Origin of the sequence: Massilia sp. Mn16-1_5 (genome assembly GCF_004798585.1) — a bacterium.
GTDB lineage: Bacteria > Pseudomonadota > Gammaproteobacteria > Burkholderiales > Burkholderiaceae_D > Telluria.
This window is the reverse complement of the sequence record NZ_PPXQ01000005.1, coordinates 284,235-302,547: the sequence shown is the minus strand read 5'-3', so window position 1 is coordinate 302,547 and position 18,313 is coordinate 284,235. Positions and strand designations below refer to the sequence as shown.

Genomic DNA, 18,313 nt, shown 5'->3' with positions numbered 1-18,313 from the left:
GGTGCGCGTTCGGCCGCTATAATCGGCTGATTACAATCTGGCCGACTGGGCATTCATCCCGCATGAACCGAGCGATGCGCGCACTTCCGTTCGACACCGACAGCGACGGCGTGCGTGCACTGCTGCGCGCCGTGCCGCTGGCCGGCGGCATGCCGTGGCCGGAGGGCTTGCGCGCCGTCGCCGCCCTGATGCTCGGTTCGCGCTTCCCGATGTTCGCGGCCTGGGGCGCCGAGCGGCGCCTGGTCTACAACGACGCCTTCATCGACCTGCTGGGCGAGCGCCATCCGGCCGCCTTCGGCCAGCCTTTGGAGCAGGCATTCACCGATTCCTGGGCCGGCCTGATGCCGGTGCTCGAAGCCGCGCTGGCGGGAGAGACGGCGCTGCTGCAGGACCTGCCGCTGGACCTGGCGCGGCCCGGCCAGGGCGCGCGCCGCTTCCTCACGCTCTCGTGCTCGCCGCTGCGCGAAGGCGAGGAGATGGCGGGTGTACTGTGCGTGCTGACCGATACCACCGAACGCGTGCTCGCCGCGCAGCAGCACGGCTTCCAGCGCGAGCTCGGCGCCACCCTGCGCGAACTGCTCGATCCGGTGGAGATCATGGAAGCGGCCAGCGCGCTCGTGGGCCGTCACCTCGGCGTGGGGCGGGTCGGCTACGGCGAGATCGACGCGACCGGACAAACGCTCAGCGTCGAGCGCGACTGGACCGACGGCAGCATCAATAGCCTGTCCGGCAAGACCCTCATGCTCGAGCGCTTCGGTGCCGAGCCGGGGCACGCCCTGTGCGCCGGGCGCGCGCTGCGCTTCGACGATGTGCAGCTTGAGCCCTTGAGCGCGCCGTATGCGGCCGCCTATGCGGACATCGGCGTGCGCGCCCTGATGGCGGTGCCGATCATCGAGGGCGGACGACTGGCGGCCGTGTTCTACCTGCACGCGGGCGCGCCGCGGCGCTGGACTGCGGCCGAGGTGGCGCTGGCCGAGGACGTGGCGCGCCAGACGCGCGAAGCGGTGCGCCGCGCCCGCGTCGAGGAGACGCTGCGCGACGAGACGCGCATCCTCGAACTGCTGAACCGGACCGGCCAGGCGCTGGCCTCGACCCTCGACACCGAGATGCTGCTGCAGGCGATCACCGACGCCGGTACCGAATTGAGCGGCGCCCGTTTCGGCGCCTTTTTCTATGCTACCGAAGACGAGCAGGGCAACAGCCTGCTGCTGTACTCCCTGTCCGGCGCGCCGCGCGAGGCCTTCGAGCGCTTCGGCCATCCACGCCAGACGGCGGTGTTCGGTCCGACCTTCCGCAACGAAGGCATCGTGCGCAGCGACGACATCACGCGCGATCCGCGCTATGGCTTGAGCGCGCCGCACTTCGGCATGCCGAAGGGGCACCTGCCGGTGCGCAGCTACCTGGCGGTGCCGGTGGTGGCGCGCTCGGGTACGGTGCTGGGCGGCCTGTTCTTCGGCCATCCCGAGCCCGGCGTGTTCAGCGAACGCACCGAACGCATCGTCGCCGGCGTGGCCGCGCAGGCGGCGGTGGCGCTCGACAATGCGCGCCTGTACGAAGCGGCGCGCAAGTCGGCGCTCGAGCGCGAGGCGCTGCTGCAGAGCGAGCGCGTGGCGCGGGTGGAGGCCGAGCGCCTGAGCCGCATGAAGGACGAGTTCCTGGCGATGCTGGCGCACGAACTGCGCAACCCGCTGGCGCCGATCAGCAGCTCGGCGGCCCTGCTCAACATCCAGTTCCGCGACGAGCCGCGTATCCGCCAGGCCAGCGCCATCATCAGCCGCCAGGTCAAGCACATGAGCCGCCTGGTCGACGACCTGCTCGACGTCTCGCGCGTGACGCGCGGCCTGGTGACCTTGCAGGTGGACGAGGTCGACCTGTGCGAGGTCGTGCGCAGCGCGCTGGACCAGGCGTGGCCGCTGATCGACGAAAAGTCGCACCGGGTCGACCTGGTCCTGCCCGATGGCCCGGTGCGGGTACGCGGCGACGCGACGCGCCTGATCCAGGTGGTCGTCAACATCCTGAACAATGCGGCGAAGTACACGCCGCCGGCCGGCACCATCCGCATTGCGCTGACGATGGGGCCGGGCCGCGCCCTGGTCGAGATTCGCGATAACGGCTTGGGCATGCCGGCCGACCTGCTGCCGACCGTGTTCGAACCGTTCAGCCAGGGCGCACGCACGCTGGCGCGCTCGCAGGGCGGCCTGGGGCTGGGCCTGGCGCTGGTCAAGAAGCTGGTCGAGATGCACGGCGGCGAAGCCCGCGCCGCGAGCGAGGGCGTGGGACTGGGCAGCGTGTTCACGATCGAGCTGCCCTGTCCGCAGTGCGAGGGCGACGCTCCGGTGGCAGGGGGCGCCGCGCGTCCCGCCGATGCGGCGGCCTTCCGGCCCCTGCGCGTGATCGTCGTCGACGACAACGAGGATGCGGCCGACAGCCTGGCCACGCTGCTGCGGGTGCAAGGCCATGCGGTCACGGTCGAATACACGGCCAGGGGCGCGCTCGAACGTGCGGCGCGCGAGCCGCCCGACGCGATGGTGGTCGACATCGGCCTGCCGGACATGGACGGTTACCAGCTCGGCGCCTTGCTGCGTGCCCAGCCGGGGATGCGCGATGCGGTGCTGATCGCGGCCACCGGCTACGGGGGCGAGCAGGACCGCATGCGGGCGCGCGAAGCCGGTTTCGCGCATCACCTGGTGAAGCCGGTCGACATGGGGGCGCTGGTGCGCATCCTGCAGGACGCGGCAAGCGCGCCGCGCTAAGCCTTAATCCGTGAGTGCGGCCATCTGGGCCAGCAAGGTGGCACGCGAAGCATCGATCTGGCGCGCGTTGGTACGCGATGAGAGCGTGGCGCGCTCCTTGCGGCCGAGGAAATAGGCGACCCGTTCGGCATTCGCGCCGGACGGATGCGGCAGGCCATGCAGGATGCGGTCGCGCCGGATCACGCCTTCGCGCGCGAGCCAGTCCAGGCCTTCGGCGACGCTGCCGCCCATCGGGATGTAGAGCGCATCGGGCAAGCTGGCCGCCTCCTGCGCGAAGTAGCGCAGCACCTGCTCGCGCAGGAATGGCAGCCTGGCCATGCCCGGCGTGCCGCTGTAGTTGCGGCCGTCGGCGAACACCGGATGGCGCAGGATGGCGCTGATCTGCACCAGGTGCGCATCAAGGTCGAACAGCGAGGCGCAGCTGGCGATGCCGAGCCAGCGCTGTACGCCGATGGCGTCGAGCAGGGCGACGAAGTTGGGGCGGATCGCGCCGCTGAAGGCGCCCGCCAGGCGCGCCGCGCGCAGCACCTCGTCCTGGCCGGCCCCGGCGCGGATGCAGCGCTGGGCTTCGCGCATCGCATTCCTCCACTGCGCAAAGCCGGGCGCGATACCGACGACCACGATGCGCGCGGCCGGGTTCACGTATTCGAAGGGGATGTAGTGCACGCTGTACTTGCCTTCGCGCGCCAGCAGGAAGCGTTCCGGCAGGGCGGCCGGGGTATCGATCGCCGCCAGGTCGAGGTCGCGGATCGCATCCGCATACTGCGGAAACAGGATCGGACTCATGGCCGGCCTCGCGCAGCGCCCGGGCGTGCCGGCGCCGTCATGCAGTCTGCATGAGGCGGCGTGATGCCGGTCCGGAGGCGCGGTCGGGTGTACATACAATTGGGCAAATACAGTTATACTTAAGAAAATTATAGTTCCTGCAACTAATTGAGTAAAGCGTCCCGTTGCGCTAGCGTGCGGGCGGCCGTCGCGCTGGGCTTGGTGGTAAGCTGGAGTTAGGAATCCACCTTATTGCTGAGGCCGATTCCTATCCCTCTCTATCAAAGGAGGCCGCCATGCCCCAGGTCGCACTGATCACGGTTCACGGAATGGGCGAAACGCCGCGCGACTACGCGGCCGGCGTGTTCGGCGAGATGCGTACCCGCCTCGGTCCGGCCCTGCGCGAGCGCGCAGCCTTCTATTCGGTGTATTACCAGGACATCCTGCAAAAGAACGAGCAGACCGTGTGGGAGCGCGTGGACGCGGGAAGCAAGGTGCACTACGACCAGCTGCGCAAGTTCATGCTGTTCGGCTTTGCCGATGCCGCCGGCCTGGAGAACCGCAAGGAAGACCCGGGCTCGGTCTACGAGCTGGCGCAGGCCCAGATCGCGCGGGCGCTGCTGGCCGCGTCGGCTGCGAACCCCATCGACGCCGGTATGCCGGTCGTCTTCCTTGCCCATTCGCTCGGCTGCCAGGTCCTGTCGAGCTATATCTACGACGCGCAGAAAGCGCTCGGCGGCGGGCGGGTCGAGGCCGGCATCTGGCGCGACATCGATGCCTGGTCGCGCCCGGCCCTGGGCCGCCTGCTCAGCGAGCGTGAACGCTTGTATCTGGCGGGCGGCACCTGCTCCGCCCTGGTGACGACCGGCTGCAATATCCCGATTTTTGTCGCCGCGCACAAGGAGATGCACATCAAGCCGATCGCGCCGCCGACGCCGATGTTTCGCTGGCTGAACCTGTACGACCCCGACGACGTCCTTGGCTGGCCGCTGCAGCCGCTGTCGGAGGGCTACCGCGTACTGGTCGAGGACCGCGTCATCAATGCCGGGCAGGGCGCGGTGGGCTGGATGCTCAAGAGCTGGAATCCGCTGTCGCACAATGGCTACTGGCAGGACAAGGAGGTGCTGGAGCCTCTCGCGGCGATGCTGAGGCGATTGGTTTCGTAGGGTGAAGTCTTGACTCCACGCGTGCGGCAGGTGATCAGCCGCGGACTCGTTGACGCCGCAACGCGTGGAGTCGGGACTCCACCCTACATATAGATTACGCGTGCTGCAGCGTGAACAGCGGACGGATGTCGCCGGCCACGGCGCCGCGCGCGTTGCGGATCAAAGGCTGGCGGAAGCGCTCCAGCACCGTACGCTTCTCGTCGTCCAGCAGGCCGAGCTGGTCGAGCACGTTATAGGTGATCGTGTGCAGGCCGCGGTTATTGCCGTCGGCGATCTTGATCGCGATGCCGATGCCTTTCGAGCGGATGCCGACCGCCTGCACGGCGTCGGCGCCGATCTTCGCGACCCAGTCGCCGCCGCCTGCCGTCATCAACACCAGGTCGCTGCGCTCGGTGCCCGAGACCATGTCGGGACGGTGCGTCATGGCGTCGAACAGGGGGCCAAGCGCGTTGCCCAGCTGCGCATCACGCGGGCCCTGCGCCAGGCGCGCGTACAGGTGCGCCAGGCTGGCAAGGGGCAGGGCGTAGTTGGGCGCCGAGCAGCCGTCGATCCCGCGCGGCAGCTTCGCTTCCGGCAGCTTCACCGCATCGGCCAGCGCGGCGCGCACGGCCTGCTGCAGCGGGTGGTCGGGCGCGACGTAGCCGGTGGTCGAGACGTCGTGCTGGCGGCACCAGGCCAGGAAGCCGCTGTGCTTGCCGGAACAGTTGTGGTGCAGTGGCGTCCAGGTCTGGTCCTGCGGCACCGGCATGTTGTTGTACTCGTAGTAGAGCGGCACGCCGCAGCCGCATTCCAGGTGGCCGGCGTCCAGGCCGATCTTGCCGAGGATGGAGCGCACACCGTGCAGGTGCTTTTCTTCGCCCGAATGGCTGGCGCACAGCAGCGCCAGCTCTTCTTCAAGCAGGCCGAATTTGGCCGGGCCTTCGGACAACAGGAAAGGCAGGGCCTGGAAGGGTTTCAGGGCCGAACGGGTGAAGGTGGGATACTGCGGATCGCCGGCCCAGGCCAGCAGGCGGCCCGTGGTGTCCACGACGGCGATCGAACCGGCGTGGACGTTTTCGACGGTGTAGCCGGTTTCGGCATAGCCGCGCGTGGTGGCGGCAAGGGGAACGGCGTGCATGCTCGGGTCTCGTGAAGTTGGGGATGCCTTCACTCTAATCGAGGCCGAAAAAACGCAGCGCACTCACATAGGCGGTCCGAACTTGCCGGCCTGGTAGTCGCGCACCGCCTGCTCGATCTCTTCGCGCGAGTTCATCACGAAGGGACCGTAGGACACCACCGGCGCGCCGATCGGCTCGGCGTGGCCGAGCAGGACCACGCTGTCTTCCAGCGCCGTCATCTCGAATTCGGTACCCTCGCTGCCCAGTTCGACCAGGTGGAAGGCGCTGACGCGGTCCTGCGCCGATCCGACCTCGAGCGCGCCGCGTACGATGTACAGGAAGACGTTGCGCTCGGCCAGGCCGCGCACGCGCAGGCGACCGCCGGGCTGGAAGGCGACTGTGCTCATGAAGACGCCGGTCAGCGATTCGACCGGTCCACGCCGGCCTTCCCACTCGCCCGCGCTCAGGTGCATGGTCACGCGGCCGCCGTCCAGGCTCAGTTCGGGGATGTCGTCCTTTTGCAGGCCGGTATAGGCCGGCTTCGTCATCTTGAGGTGCGGCGGCAGGTTGACCCACAGCTGCAGGATCTCGAGCGGCCCGCCGCCTTGCAGGAATTCGGGCGGCGAGATCTCGGCGTGAATCAGGCCGCTGCCGGCCGTCATCCACTGCACGCCGCCGGCGCGGATGATGCTTTCGTAACCGGCGCTGTCCTTGTGCATCAGCATACCCTCGAGGATGAAGGTGACGGTCTCGAAGCCGCGGTGCGGATGCGGGCCGAAGGGCAGGCCGCGGTTGTGCGGCGCATAGGTTTGCGGGCCGTGGTGGTTCAGGAACAGGAAGGGATCGACCTGCTCCAGGTGGCTTGATGGCACCGGCCGCTGGGTGATCAGGTCGCCGATATCGTCGCGCATGGCCGGGTGGATGCGGCGTACCAGTTTGTCGCTCATGTCTTGCCTCGTTGGTGTCGTTGTTGGCTGCAACGATACCGGAATGCGCGCCGGCCTGCCGACGGACGCTGTGCTAGACTCGTTGCGCCAATGCAATGGAGACACCAACAACCATGAAAAGAACGATCCTCGCCAGCCTGCTGCTGGCTTGCGCCGTACATGCTCACGCGGCCCCGAAGACGGCAGCACTGAGCCCGGCCGCCGTGAAGGCCGCCAAGTATGCCGTCACGACCTACCGTCTTGAGGTCGTCAAGACGCTGGCCGGCCTGGTCAGCTTCAACACCGTGGCGGATCCCAAAATCCCGTCCGACCAGGACCCGCAGCACATCGCCTTCAAGAACTACCTCAAAACTGAGACATCCCGTCTCGGTTTCGACTTCGCCGACCATGGCTGGGTGGTCGTCATCGGCATGGGTAAAGGAGAAGAGCGGGTCGGCATCGTCACCCACGGCGACGTCCAGCCGGTCGACCCGAGCAAGTGGAAGAAGTCGCCCTTCGTGCTGGACCAGACCAGCGAACCGGGCAAGCTGCTGGCGCGCGGCGCCGAGGACGACAAGGGGCCGATCGCAACCGCGCTGTACGCGATGAAGGCGCTGAAGGACCAGCAGCTGCCGCTATCGAAACGCATCGAACTGTACGTGTACATGGGCGAGGAATCGAACTGGCAGCCGCTGGTCGACTTCCTCAAAACCCACGAGCCGCCGCAGATGAACATCACGCTCGACGCCGAGTATCCGGCGGTGGTGGCCGAAAAGGCCTCGGGCACGATCGCCGTTACGTTCCCGAAAGCCGGCGCTGTCGTTGCGCCCGCGGGCGAGCCGCACATCGCAGCCTTCGGCGGCGGCTTCTTCGGCAGCCAGATTCCGGAAGACGCCAGCGCCACCATCGCCAACGCGACGCCCGAGATCGAGGCGCAGGTGCGCGCACGCGGCGCGCAGCAGGAAGGCATGCGCTACGAGTTCACGCGCAAGGGCAGCGACCTCGAGGTGCGCGCGCATGGCGTGTCGGCCCACTCCTCGAAGCCCGAGGATGGCGTCAACGCGGTAGCGATGCTGGCCGATGCGCTGGCCGTGCGCCCCTGGCCGAACACGACGGCCGGCGCGGCGGTGAACTACCTGAACGAACTGGTGGGTACCGGCCTGTATGGCGAGAAGTTCGGCGCCATCGCCTACCGCGACAGCTTCATGGGGCCGATGACCGTGGCCCCGACCGTGATCCGCCAGAAGGAGGAGGGGATCGAGGTCTCGATCAACCTGCGCCGTCCGCGCGGCAAGAGCATCGAACAAATCACCAGCGAAGCCAAGGCGGCCATCGATGGCTGGCAGAGCCGCAACCTGGCGCTGGCGAACGTCACCGTGCGAACCGGCGAGCCCTGGCAGCGCCTCGATGCGCCGCAGCTGCCGGTGCTGATGAACGTGTTCTCGTATTTTACGGGCATGAAGGATCCGAAGCCGGTGGCGATCGGCGGCGGCACCAACTCGCGCCTGTTCCCGAACGCGGTCAGCTTCGGTCCCGGCATGCCGGGCCAGGTGTACACGGGCCACTCCGAGCACGAGTTCATCACGCTCAAGCAGTTGCTGCTGAATCTGCAGATGTACACGGCGGTGCTGGCCGAACTGGCGAAGTAAGCTTTCCCGCGACGCCGGCGCAGCTGCGCCGGCGTCCCTTCCTGCCGCTCTTCGCTCCGGTTGAGCTTGTCAGTGCGTGTCTTGCCAAACCCCGTAAATACTTCTAATCGTTTTGTAGGTATAGGCCTACAAAATCGACTGCGCATGCTTCGCCCAAAAGGCTTTACGGAGCGTTTTCATAGGAGAGAACAGGGTCCTCGCCTGATGCCCTTTCCAGCTCGTCCGCCAACGCATTAACTGTTGGAAAAAACATACGTTCTGCACGGAAAATGTGGCGTAAACGCCATGTTAGGATCATTCCCTAGCCGCGTGCGCAGCGTCGATGATGAATGCGCACGCATGCAATTTTGCCCGTGATCTGCCGACATGAAGCGATGCCATGCACAGTAAAGAACTGACAAAGCCCGACGGACGACACCTGACCCTCTACAGCAACCGGCCGATTCCGGACGGGATCGTGGCGCCCAGCCCCTTCCCTGATCCGATGAATGCCAATCCACACCTGCGCTGGCATCCCCTGCGCGGCGAGTGGGTCACGTATGCCGGTTTCCGCCAGAACCGCACCTTCCTGCCGCCGCCGGAATACAACCCGCTGGCGGTCACGCGCGACCCGGCGAATCCGACCGAACTGCCGCCGGGCGACTACGAGGTGGCCGTGTTCGACAACCGCTTCCCGTCGCTGGCCCTCGAATCGCACGATCCGCCGCACCTGACGGTGCCGACCGCGCCGGCCAACGGCCACTGCGAAGTGGTGGTGTTCACCCAGGATCCGACCACGGCCCTGGTGCACCTGCCGCTGTCGCGCATCGAGCTGCTGCTGCAGGTCTGGGGCGACCGTACGCGCCGCATCGGCGCCAGGGAACACATCGAATACGTGCTGCCTTTCGAGAACCGCGGCGCCGAGGTCGGCGTCACGCTGCACCATCCGCACGGCCAGATCTATGCCTATCCCTTCGTGCCCCAGGTACCGGCGCGCATGCATGCCCAGGAGCGCGAATACTATCTCGAGCACGGCACCAGCCTGCTGTGCGACATGGCGAAGAACGAAATCGCCGACGGGCGGCGCGTGCTGTACCAGGACGAGCACGCGGTCGCCTTCGTGCCGGCCTGCGCGCGCTATCCCTACGAGGTCTGGGTCATGCCGACCGGCCCCTGCCAGGATTTTGCCTCGCTCAGCGACGTCCAGCGCGCCAGCCTGGCACGCTGCCTGAAGACCGTGCTGCTGAAGTACGAGACCATGTGGAACCGGCCTTTCCCTTACCTGATGGCCTGGTACCAGGCGCCGACCGACGGCGCGGCGCATCCGGAAACCCAGCTGCATGCGCAGTTCTACCCGCCGTACCGCTCGCGCGACCGCCTGAAATACCTGGCCGGCACCGAGATCGGCGCCGGCATGTTCGCGATGGACGTGCTGCCCGAGAATACGGCGGCCGAGCTGCAGGCCGTAAATGTGACATTAGAGGAGGGCGCATGAGCGGCGTGACACGCGCCGCCGAGGTGGCGGACAAGCTGGCCATCCTGCGCGATTGCCTGGAACGCAGCGGCGCCGCGGCGATCTGCCTGCGCGGCATCGACTGGTTCGCCTGGGTCACCGCAGGCGGCTCGAGCGCCGTGCTGCACGCGATGGAAACGGGCGTGGCCGAAGTCCTGGTCACACGCGAAGAAGCCGTCATCCTCACCGACGAGATCGAAGTGGCGCGCCTGCGCGAGGAAGAAGTCCCGGCGGGTTTTACTTTCCACGTCACGCCCTGGGCCCAGGTCGAGCTGCGCGAACGCTATGTGCTGGGCCTGGCCGGCGAGCGCCCGGTGCTGTCGGACCGTCCACGCAACGGCGAGCAGCCGCTGCCCACCAGCCTGCTAAAACGGCGCCTGGTGCTCAGCGATGCCGAGCAGGCGCGCTACCGCCTGCTGGGACGCGAGGCGGCCGAGGCGATGACGGATGTGATGCGCGCCGCGCGCCCGGAATGGACCGAATATGACCTGGCGGCCGCCGGCGCGGCCGCGCTCTGGCGGCGCGGCATCCATCCGGCCCTGGTGCTGGCGGCGGGCGAACGGCGCCTGCCGCTCTACCGCCATCCGACGCCCTCGCACGAGCCGCTCGGCGCGCGCGCCATGCTCGTGTTCTGCGCGCGCCGCCACGGCCTGTATGCGAACCTGACGCGCTTCGTCAGCTTTGCGAGTTTGGGCGCAGCCCCGCAGGACCAGCAGGCCTTGATGGAAGTCGAGGCCACCGGCCTGGCCACCGTCACGCCCGGCAAGTCCTTGTCCGCCGTGTACCACTCGTTCGACGCGGCCTACAAGCACGCCGACCGCCAGGACGCGATCAACGAGCACCACCAGGGCGGCATCACCGGCTACCTGGCGCGCGAGATCGTCGCCACCGCCAGCACGGCGACCGAACTGGAAGAGGGCATGGCCTTCGCATTCAACCCCAGCTTTGCCGGCCTGAAGATCGAGGACACCTTCCTCCTCGGGCCGCAGGGACTGGAGAACATCACCCTGGATCCGCAGTGGCCCGCCGTGACCGTGCATGGCCGCCAGCGGCCCCTTTGGCTGGAGACGAACTGATGGTGACAAGCGATTCCTTTTTTGGCGGCGCACCCGAGGTCAATGCCTCCGCGCCCGGACGCGTCAACCTGCTGGGCGAACATACGGACTACAACGACGGCTACATGCTGCCGGTGGCGACGCCCCAGCGCACCACCGTGGCGCTCTCGCGCAGCAACGATGGCCACTTTGTCTTTTATTCGAGCACCCTCGACGCGAACGTCACCTTCGCGCCCGACGGCAGCGCGCCCTCCGGCTTCGGCAGCTACATCGAAGGCTGCATCCGCCTGGTCGAAGCCGAGGGTGTGAACGTGCCGCCGCTGCGGGTCTGGGTCTCGACCGACGTGCCGGTCGGTTCCGGCCTGTCCTCCAGCGCGGCACTCGAAGTGGCGACCCTGCGCGCGCTGCGCCAGATGCTCGGCTTCGAACTCGACGACGTCAAGCTGGCGCGCATCGCCCAGCGCGCCGAGATCGAATTCGCGCGCGTGAACTGCGGGATCATGGACCAGATGGCCTCCAGCCTGGCCGACGAGTCGAACATGCTGTTCATCGATGCGCGCACCCTGGAGCACCGGCTGGCGCCGCTGCCGCCGGATGCGGAGATCATCGTCATCGACTCCGGCATCGCGCGCAAACTGGCCGGCAGCAAGTACAACGAACGGCGTGCCGAATGCGAGGAAGCCTCGCGCAAGCTGGGCGTACAGGCCCTGCGCGACGTAGCCGATCCGCAAGCTGTGGAAAGCCTGCCCGAACCGCTGCGGCGCCGTGCGCGCCACGTGGTGCAGGAAAACCTGCGCGTGCTCGAGGCTGCGAACGGCGTCTCGCTCGAACGCTTCGGCGAGCTGATGGATGCATCGCACTTCAGCCTGCGCGACGATTACGAAGTCTCGATCCCCGAACTCGACGAACTGTGTGCGCTACTGCGCGCGCAGGAAGGCGTGGTCGGCGCGCGCCTGACCGGCGCCGGCTTCGGCGGCGCCTGCGTGGCGCTGTGCAAGGCCGGCTTCGCGCAAGGGGCGGCCGAAGCCGCGCTCAAGGAATACAACAAAAATGGACGCCAGGGCCGGCTCCTGATCCCGGTTCCGCATGAAGGAAAGGAAAACAATGAGTCAGTTTGAATATCCCCGTCCCCAACTGGTACGCGACAACTGGATCAGCCTGAACGGCAAGTGGCGCTTCTGTTTCGACGACGAGATGCGCTTCAAGCTGCCGGGCGAGGTACCGGAGTGGACCCATGAGATCGAGGTGCCCTTCGCGCCGGAAACGAAGCTGTCCGGCATCGCCGATACCGGTTTCCACCGTGTCTGCTGGTACGAGCGCGACTTCACCGTGATGCCCACCGAAGGCCGCACCATCCTGCACTTCGGCGCGGTCGATTATTCGGCGCGGGTCTGGGTCAACGGTTATCTGGTCGCCGAGCACGAGGGCGGCCACACGCCATTCTCTGCCGACATCACCTCCGCCATGAAGGCAGACGGCAAGCAGACCGTCACCGTCTACGTCGAAGACGATCCGGCCGACCTTGCCAAGCCGCGCGGCAAGCAGGACTGGCTGCTGGAACCGCACTCGATCTGGTATCCGCGCACCACCGGTATCTGGCAGACCGTCTGGGTCGAGCAGGTCGAGAAGACCTTCATCAACAAGCTGAAGTGGACCCCGATTTTTGAAACCTTCGAGATCGGCTGCGAAGTGTTTGCCGGCGGCGAGATCCGCGACGACATGTTCGTCGAAGTCAAGATCTGGCATGGCGAGCACCTGCTGGCGGACGACCACTACAAGCTGCTGGCCGGCGAGGCGAACCGCAAGATCGCCCTGTCCGACCCCGGCATCGACGATTCGCGTAACGAACTGCTGTGGAGCCCGGAACGTCCGACCCTGCTCGACGCCGAGGTGACGCTGCGCTGCGGCGACCGCGTGGTCGACCGCATCAAGTCGTACACCGCGCTGCGCTCCTTCGCGATTAACCGCGACCGCTTGATGTTGAATGGAAGGCCTTACCAGCTGCGCCTGGTGCTGGACCAGGGCTACTGGCCGGAATCCTTCCTTACCGGCCCGTCCGACGATCACCTCAAGCGCGACGTCGAACTGGCCAAGCTGATGGGCTTCAATGGCGTGCGCAAGCACCAGAAGATCGAAGATCCGCGCTACCTGTACTGGGCGGACAAGCTCGGCCTGCTGGTCTGGGAAGAGATGCCCTCGGCCTACCGCTTCAGCCCGCGCGCCATCACGCGCATGGTGCGCGAGTGGACCGAGGCGATCGACCGCGATTACAGCCACCCCTGCATCATCGTCTGGGTCGCCTTCAACGAATCCTGGGGCGTGCCGAACCTGACCTTGACGCAGGCACATCGCAATGCCGTCGAGGCCTTGTACCACCTGACCCGGACGCTCGATGCGACGCGCCCCGTGATCGGCAACGACGGCTGGGAAGCCTCGGCCACCGACATCCTCGGCATCCACGACTACGACTGCGACCCCGAAAAGGTCAAGGCACGCTACGAAGTGAGCGACCCGGTGCGCACCCTGTTCGACCAGCGGCGTCCGGGTGGCCGCATCCTGACCCTGGACGGTTTCCCGCATCGCGGCCAGCCGATCGTGCTGACCGAATTCGGCGGCATTGCCTACGACACCCGGGGCACGCCGGAAGAGGGCACCTGGGGCTATTCGCGCTCGACCACGGCCGAGGGCTTCCACAACCTGTACCGCGGCCTGCTGAAGGTGGTGAACGAGACCTTCATGTTCAGCGGCTTCTGCTACACCCAGTTCGCCGACACCTTCCAGGAAGCGAACGGCTTGCTGAATGCCGACCGTACGCCGAAGCTGCCGTTCGAGGTGATCTCGGCGGCCACGCGCAACGCCCAGCTTCAGCCGGCCAGGGACGAAGACAAGGACGAGGACCAGCGGGACGCCGGCGCGGCCTGAACGTACGGACCGGCAATGCACGCCAAGCCGCCGGACCGCCGTATCGCCCAGCGGCCCGCCACAAAGCCTGTGCAGGTGGGATGCGGCTTGCGTCAGCGCTGGATCGTGCCGCTGCTGTGGTTCACACGGTCGCCGCTGCGGAAGTCGGGCGTGGCTTCCTGGGTAACGACCTGGGTGCTGCCGTCGTCCATGCGCAGCGTGACGCGGTAGACGCGGTCGGAAGTCATCGAGCTGCCCGTGGTGCCGGCGCTGCTGCTGCCCGTGGCGCCCGAGCCGCCTACGCCGCTGCTGGGACGCGGTACCAGTTCGATCGAGACCACGGTGCTGTTCGGGCTGGAGCTGGAGGCAGCGGTGCCGCCGCTGCTTGTAGCGCTGCCGGCCTGGGAGCTGCCGCTGGCGGTATCGGAGGTGGCGCCGGTCGAACTGCCCTGGGTCGTGCTGCCGGAGCTGCTGGACTGGTCATAGCTGCTGGTGCCCGACGTGCCGGAGGTGCCCGAAGAACCTGAGCTGGTGCCGGTACCCGTACCGGAACTGCCGCCGGCGTCGCTGCCGGTGGCGCCCGTGCCCGAGCTGCCGGTGGCGCCCGTGCCCGAGCTGCCGCTGGTGCTGCTGCCTGAGCTGCTGCTGCCGCTGGCGCCGCTGCTGCTTGACGTGTCGCCGCCCGCATCGCTGCCGCCGCGCATGGCGGCGCAGCCGGACAGGCCGATCGCCACGGCCAGCAAGCCCGCCAGGACCATGCTCTGATGTTGTTGTTTCATGATTGATCCTCCGTTGGATTTTGTCAGTGGGTATGCGTGACGATGACGTCTGCCACTCCGGTAAGAGGGGTAATCGGGCACGACGTTCCAGCTGACTCGGGTATCACATGAGCCAAATCAAGCGGAGGTAGTAGGGGGAAATGTCCCTTGAAGCCGGACTCAGCTGCGTTGGAGCGCCGCTTTCGGCAGCAGCCCCCACAGGATCGCGCTGACGACCAGGGCCGAGCTGACGTCGACCATCCAGTCGCGCATGTCGGCGCCGCGGTAGGGGAAAAAGCTCTGTACCGATTCGTCGATCGCGCCCATCACGGCGATCGCCAGCACGGTCGCGACCGCCCTGTTCGTCCCGCTGCCGCGGCTGCCGGTAAACCAGAGCAGCGCCAGCACGGCATAGGCCGTCGAGTGCAGCACGACGCCCGATGCGTATTCGCCGATGTCGGCACGCGCACCCGGAATCGATCCGGCGATCACGATGGCCAGGAACAGGGCGATCGCGGCGGCATGGCGCAGCTTGTTGAGGCGCGGGTCGAGCAGGGCAAAGTGAAGAAGCGGCGGCATGGTGTGCGAACTGACAAAACGGCAACCATACCACGGCATGCGACCGTGCGCATGCACGGTCGGGCTACAAGGCGATCAGATGGTCAGCGCGGGGGCGCCATCGGCATAGCGGGCGTCGAAGCAGCTTTCGCATTCGGCGCAAAACAGGTGGGCCATGCGCACCGAGGTCTGGCGCAGCACGAGCTTCAGATTGCCTTGCTGGCATTTCGGACAGACTTCGCGCACGCTGCCGAAGGTGAGGAGGGTGAGGGTCGTGTGCTCGCCATCGAGATGGTCGACCACGACCAGTGGATTGAGCTCGCTCAGGACCAGGGCATCGACGTGCTCGTGCTGGCGGCGGCTGGCGGATTCATGCTGGGTATGCTTTTCGGATAGTTGAAAATTCATCGGTCCGGCTCCCTTGTCTGGTGTATGGCAGCGCTCGCCTTGGGATCTTGTCGGCAATCCCGCTTGCGAGGCATTTTGTGACACAAACTTCATCATAGTCAAAAGCCGACGGGCCGCAAGGCCCGTCTTCACATTTATGCAACCTGGGTAGTGCTGAGGAAAAAAATGCCCACCGGAGAGAGGTGGGCACAACCCAAGATCGGGCCAAGAGACTTTGATCGGTGGGTGTGCAACGCGTTTGCGCTGCACACCTGTCTGCAATCAGGCATATCGGTTGCGTGTACTGCAGATGAATTCAGTATAGGCAGGGATTGTGACCCGAGTATGACCTAGCGCAAGCATGAGAACGCTGCGGCGAACGAATTTCGCGGATGAGGATCTATCTATGTGGGGAGTACTGTCCTGAGTGCAGGCGCAAAAAAAAGCCCGCTTCGTGGCGGGCTTAAAACTATTTTCTTGGAGGAGAATAGTGGAGACAGGTGCATTATGTTGCGCTGCCATATATTTGTCTAATTGTATATTCAGATACCAGACATGCGAACTGTGAATATAGTCGAGTTCGCCAGCCCGAAGAGGCCTGGGCTGCCTGTTCAGTCGCGGACGGGCACGGTGTAATTCAGCGGCAGGCGCCCGCCGTCGGCATACAGGGTCTGCCCGGTCATGTAGGAGGCGTCGTCGCTGGCGAGGAAGGCGGCGATCGCGGCCACTTCTTCCGGCTCGCCGCAGCGTCCGAGCGGCGTGCGCGACAGGATGGTGTGGCGCGCTTCCGGGCTGGACAGCACGGCCTGTTTCGCCAGTTCGGTCAGGATCGTGCCCGGGCCGATGGCATTCACGCGGATGCCGTGCTGGGCCAGGCTGACTGCCGCCACGCGCGTGAGCTGGTTGACGCCGCCTTTCGAGATCACGTACGGTACCTGGTTCGGAATCACCAGTTCGGCATTCACGCTCGACATATTGATGATGCAGCCGTCCTGGCGCTTGACCATGTCCCGCGCGGCCGCCTGGCTGCACAGGAACATCGATTTCAGGTTGACCCGCAGGACGCGGTCGAAGTCTTCCTCCTGCAAGTCGAGGAAGTCGGCCGCATGGGTGACGCCGGCGTTGTTGACCAGGATGTCGACACGGCCGAAGGCATCGAAGGTGGCCTGGAAGAGAGCGTCGACATCGGACTTCTGGCTGACGTCGGCAACGAAGAAGCGAGCGGCCTCGCCCAGTGCGGCGGCCGCCTCGGCCACCTCCGGGCGCACGTCGGCCAGCATCACGCGCGCCCCTTCGCGCACCAGACGTTGGGCGCAGGCCAGGCCGATGCCCTGGCTGGCACCGGTGACGAGGGCGATCTTGTTTTCGAGTTTCATGGCGCGCTTTCACGGAGTTCGGTTGCCGATATTCTAAGGGCAAGCCCGCGTCCGTGATAGCCGGTCCTCAGAGCATGATCGGACTGTCCGGCAACTCGTTGGGCCGCGCGCCGTTGGCCGGGAAGTGCGTGCGCAGCAGTGTATTCACCTGCTCGATCGCCGCCAGCGTGGCGTCGTGGTAATTGTTCTGCCTAAAACCCTCGGTCATCGTGCGGCACACGGCCTGCCAGGTGGCGGCGTCGATCTTGCGGTCGATGCCGCGGTCGGCCACGATGTCGACCTTGTGTTCGGCCAGGTTCACGTAGATCAGCACGCCGCAATTGTCCTCGGTGTCCCAGACGCCGTAGTCGGCGAACAGGGCGAGGGCGCGCTGGCGGTTGGTGACGCCATCCCAGACTTCGTCGGTGGGCAGCGCTTTTTCGACGATGAAGCGCACTTCGCCCCGATGGGTCTGCTCGCCAGCCGTGATCGCCTGGGCGACGGCTGCGAGGGTGCTGTCGGGGAAGGCGCGCTGGGCGTCGGCCTTGCTGCTGCGCCAGTGCCGCAGTACGCGACCGCAGCGCTGGCCGAAGGATTCATGGGTCATGTGGTCTGCCATCACCAGTCTCCCGAGGCGCCGCCGCCATCAAAACTGCCGCCGCCGCCGGAGAAGCCGCCACCGCCGAAGCCGCCGCCACCGCCGGAAAAGCCGCCGAAGCCGCCACCGCCGCCGCTACGCCCGGCATTGCTGAGGATGCTGCCAAGGATGAACCCGGTGGCGCCACTGCCCCAGCCGCCGCGCGACAGGCGCGTGCGGCGCGGACGGAACATCGAGCGGAGCAGCATGAACCCGAAAATCAACATCAAGATACCAAACATACCGATCCCGCCTCCTCCTCCATCCTGGGCCGTGTTCGCAGGGGCTATCTGCGGTGCCGGCTCGGGAAATCGTTCCCGGTTCAGCAGCGTGGCGATCGCGCCCACGCCTGCGACCAGGCCCTCGTAGTAATGGTTCTGACGAAAATGGGGCGCGATGACGTCCTGCAGGATGCGCTTCGATTGCGCATCGGTGAGCACGCCCTGCACCCCGCGTCCGGCTTCGATGCGCAGGCGGCGCAGCGAGCTCGGGTTGTCGCGCGCGACGAGCAGCAGCACGCCATCGTCCACGCCCTTGCGTCCCAGCTTCCAGGCATCGACCACGCGAATGCCGTACTGCTCGATCGCTTCCGGCTCGGTCGACTTCACCAGCAGGACGGCGATCTGGTTGCCGCTTTTTGCTTCATGTTCGGCCAGTACGGCTTCCAGGCGCTGGCGCTGGGTGGTGTCGAGCATGCCGGCTTCGTCGGTGACGCGGCTGGTCAGCGCCGGCACCGGTTTCAGCTGGGCCTGGGCCGCGCCGGCCAGCATGAAGGCCAGCACGAACAGCCAGAGTGGTCGCAGGAAGCGCATCG

General features: G+C 66.6%; 16 protein-coding genes. 7 read left to right on the top strand and 9 right to left on the bottom strand.

Translation table 11 applies throughout. The features are described 5' to 3' along the window. Positions 1-74 precede the first annotated feature (74 nt). Complete coding sequence (locus C2862_RS08220) at positions 75-2,753, top strand: GAF domain-containing protein (RefSeq protein WP_229467344.1); 2,679 nt, start codon at positions 75-77, stop codon at positions 2,751-2,753. A gap of 3 nt (positions 2,754-2,756) precedes the next feature. On the opposite strand, the gene C2862_RS08215 is transcribed toward C2862_RS08220, so the two are convergent. Continuing rightward, positions 2,757-3,539 (bottom strand): hypothetical protein, encoded by a 783-nt coding sequence (locus C2862_RS08215; protein ID WP_136219627.1) that lies wholly within the window; start codon positions 3,537-3,539, stop codon positions 2,757-2,759. A gap of 275 nt (positions 3,540-3,814) precedes the next feature. Here C2862_RS08215 and C2862_RS08210 point away from each other — a divergent pair, with 275 nt between their 5' ends. Then, positions 3,815-4,684, top strand: coding sequence for a hypothetical protein (locus tag C2862_RS08210; RefSeq protein ID WP_136219626.1), 870 nt, complete (start codon positions 3,815-3,817; stop codon positions 4,682-4,684). 94 nt (positions 4,685-4,778) lie between these two features. Here C2862_RS08210 and C2862_RS08205 read toward each other — a convergent pair whose 3' ends face one another. Continuing rightward, positions 4,779-5,801 carry an asparaginase gene (locus C2862_RS08205; protein ID WP_136219625.1) on the bottom strand — a complete coding sequence of 341 codons (1,023 nt, stop codon included), beginning with the start codon at positions 5,799-5,801 and terminating at the stop codon, positions 4,779-4,781. A 63-nt stretch (positions 5,802-5,864) separates the two neighbouring features. Continuing rightward, complete coding sequence (locus C2862_RS08200) at positions 5,865-6,728, bottom strand: pirin family protein (protein ID WP_136219624.1); 864 nt, start codon at positions 6,726-6,728, stop codon at positions 5,865-5,867. 113 nt (positions 6,729-6,841) lie between these two features. On the opposite strand from C2862_RS08200, the gene C2862_RS08195 reads away from it, so the two are divergent. The 5 genes from C2862_RS08195 (at position 6,842) to C2862_RS08175 (ending at position 13,825) form a co-directional block, all read left to right on the top strand. After that, positions 6,842-8,356 carry a dipeptidase gene (locus C2862_RS08195; protein WP_136219623.1) on the top strand — a complete coding sequence of 505 codons (1,515 nt, stop codon included), beginning with the start codon at positions 6,842-6,844 and terminating at the stop codon, positions 8,354-8,356. A 379-nt stretch (positions 8,357-8,735) separates the two neighbouring features. Continuing rightward, entirely contained in the window at positions 8,736-9,830 is a 1,095-nt protein-coding gene (gene galT, locus C2862_RS08190; RefSeq protein ID WP_136219622.1) for a galactose-1-phosphate uridylyltransferase, read from the top strand. Beyond that, on the top strand, positions 9,827-10,924 hold the full coding sequence (locus C2862_RS08185) for a Xaa-Pro peptidase family protein (RefSeq protein WP_136219621.1): 1,098 nt from the start codon (positions 9,827-9,829) through the stop codon (positions 10,922-10,924). The genes galT and C2862_RS08185 overlap by 4 nt, the downstream gene beginning before the upstream one ends. After that, positions 10,924-12,021, top strand: coding sequence for a galactokinase (gene galK / locus C2862_RS08180; protein ID WP_136219620.1), 1,098 nt, complete (start codon positions 10,924-10,926; stop codon positions 12,019-12,021). The genes C2862_RS08185 and galK overlap by 1 nt, the downstream gene beginning before the upstream one ends. Continuing rightward, positions 12,008-13,825, top strand: a complete 1,818-nt coding sequence (locus tag C2862_RS08175; protein WP_136219619.1) for a glycoside hydrolase family 2 protein — start codon at positions 12,008-12,010, stop codon at positions 13,823-13,825. Before galK ends, C2862_RS08175 begins: the two co-directional genes overlap by 14 nt. Positions 13,826-13,917: 92 nt before the next feature. Here C2862_RS08175 and C2862_RS08170 read toward each other — a convergent pair whose 3' ends face one another. The 6 genes from C2862_RS08170 to C2862_RS08145 all read right to left on the bottom strand — a co-directional run bounded on the left by C2862_RS08170 (position 13,918) and on the right by C2862_RS08145 (position 18,311). Then, entirely contained in the window at positions 13,918-14,583 is a 666-nt protein-coding gene (locus tag C2862_RS08170) for a hypothetical protein (RefSeq protein WP_136219618.1), read from the bottom strand. A gap of 159 nt (positions 14,584-14,742) precedes the next feature. Continuing rightward, the gene (locus C2862_RS08165) at positions 14,743-15,141 is read right to left on the bottom strand and encodes a VanZ family protein (protein WP_136219617.1); all 399 of its coding nucleotides are present in this window, start codon (positions 15,139-15,141) and stop codon (positions 14,743-14,745) included. 75 nt (positions 15,142-15,216) lie between these two features. Then, positions 15,217-15,528 carry a hypothetical protein gene (locus C2862_RS08160; protein ID WP_136219616.1) on the bottom strand — a complete coding sequence of 104 codons (312 nt, stop codon included), beginning with the start codon at positions 15,526-15,528 and terminating at the stop codon, positions 15,217-15,219. 590 nt (positions 15,529-16,118) lie between these two features. Next, the gene (locus C2862_RS08155; protein ID WP_136219615.1) at positions 16,119-16,883 is read right to left on the bottom strand and encodes an SDR family NAD(P)-dependent oxidoreductase; all 765 of its coding nucleotides are present in this window, start codon (positions 16,881-16,883) and stop codon (positions 16,119-16,121) included. 67 nt (positions 16,884-16,950) lie between these two features. Next, positions 16,951-17,481 carry a TPM domain-containing protein gene (locus C2862_RS08150; RefSeq protein WP_229467343.1) on the bottom strand — a complete coding sequence of 177 codons (531 nt, stop codon included), beginning with the start codon at positions 17,479-17,481 and terminating at the stop codon, positions 16,951-16,953. Then, entirely contained in the window at positions 17,481-18,311 is an 831-nt protein-coding gene (locus C2862_RS08145; RefSeq protein WP_136219614.1) for a YgcG family protein, read from the bottom strand. The genes C2862_RS08150 and C2862_RS08145 overlap by 1 nt, the downstream gene beginning before the upstream one ends. Positions 18,312-18,313: the final 2 nt, after the last annotated feature.